The organism is Mesorhizobium sp. M2A.F.Ca.ET.037.01.1.1 (assembly GCF_003998075.1).
In the GTDB taxonomy this organism is placed as follows: Bacteria; Pseudomonadota; Alphaproteobacteria; order Rhizobiales; family Rhizobiaceae; genus Mesorhizobium.
Window position 1 is genome coordinate 1 of the sequence record NZ_RZSA01001306.1, and the last position, 1,474, is coordinate 1,474.

Sequence of the window (1,474 nt, forward strand, 5' to 3'; positions counted from 1 at the left end):
GGGGGGAGGTGCCGGTTGCGGCGCGCGCGGGCGCGCGGCGGCGGTTGCCTGTGGCTGGCCGCTGTCGCCGGTAAGCGCCGGCCGGCGCGGCGCTGCCAGCCTGATATCGCGCTCGACCACGACATCGGTCGGCCCGCCGATCAGGATCAGATGCTCGATGTCGTCACGGCGCACCAGCACCAGCCTGCGATGGCTGTCGACGGCGGTGGCGTCCATGACCGCGAGGCGCGTCTTGCGGTTCCTGCCGCCGGCCACGAAAGTGCCGAAGGTAAGATTGCGCACAACCTTGATGACGAGCAGGATGACGACGAGCAAAATGAGTGCTGCAAACGTCCACAGGATTGCGGCGACATAACCCGGACCCGCCACGCTATCCAGCCACTGCAGCATCGGTGCACCCAATCGCCTCTTGAGGTCAGGCGACACTAGACCGCGGTGGCGGCCCGCCGCAAGTTCACATCACCCATCGTGAACAGTTTGAAACATGAATCATTGATTTTATCGGACATTTGCCGCCGGGGCCTTTTCCGCTACAGGAGAATGTGATTCAACCGGCCGTCCGCGCCCGTCGGACACCGGAATCACGAGCAGGGGGAACATGGCCAAGGAAACGCGCGGCGATTTCTATCCGGTACCGATCGTCGACCAGAACACGCGTCCGGGCGCCGTCACCAGGCTCATCGTCTTCATCGTCGTCTTGACCGGCGCCGCGATCGTCTTCGGACTTTTCCGCGAGCGGCTCGGCGATCCTTTCCTGCTCGGCATGCTCGGCGTGCTCGCCATGATCGGCGTCGGCTTCCTGTTCGCGACCGCGATCGGCTTCGTGCAGATCGCGCCGCGGTCGACCGGCGACGAACTGTCGAAAGCCTTTGTCGACTCGATGTCGCAGGGCCTGCTGGTGACCGACACCAAGGGCCGCGTCGTCTATGCCAATCGCGCCTATGCCGACATGACGGGCGCCGCCTCGGCGGCCGATCTCAAGACCGTCGAAGGTCTCTTGTCTGATGTTCCCGAGGCCTCGATGACGATCTACAGGCTGGCGTCGGGCCTGCGCGACGGCCAGGCGGGCGACGGCGAGTTCCGGCTGGCGCAGTCGATCAAGCCCGGCGCCGAGCCCGGCGCGCGCTGGTACCGGGCCCGCGCCCGCGCCTTCAGCATGCCCGGGGAAAGGCTGCCGATGCTGGCCTGGCAGCTTGCCGACATCTCGCAGGAACGGGCGGAGCAGGAGCGTTTCTTCCTCGACCTGCAAAAGGCCATCGACCATCTCGACCATGCGCCGGCCGGGTTCTTCTCGGCCGACCAGGAAGGCCGCGTCACCTATATCAACGCCACTCTCGCCGAGTGGCTGGGTATCGACCTTGCCTCCTTCACGCCGGGCGCCATCACGCTGCCGGAAATCATCGCCGGCGACGGCATGGCGCTGGTCCGCTCGGTCAAGGCCGATCCCGGCACGACCCGCAATGCCGTCATCGAC

At 66.1% G+C, this 1,474-nt stretch carries 1 protein-coding gene and 1 pseudogene; one reads left to right on the top strand and one right to left on the bottom strand.

Annotation, left to right across the window (positions count from 1 at the left end; genetic code table 11):
* Positions 1 to 390: pseudogene (locus EOA27_RS36195) on the bottom strand (flagellar biosynthetic protein FliO); the annotation flags it as partial.
* A gap of 208 nt (positions 391 to 598) precedes the next feature.
* Between EOA27_RS36195 and EOA27_RS36200 the strand changes: the two are divergent.
* Positions 599 to 1,474 (top strand): PAS domain-containing protein (locus tag EOA27_RS36200; RefSeq protein ID WP_127258697.1); only part of this gene is annotated, 876 nt, incomplete at its 3' end.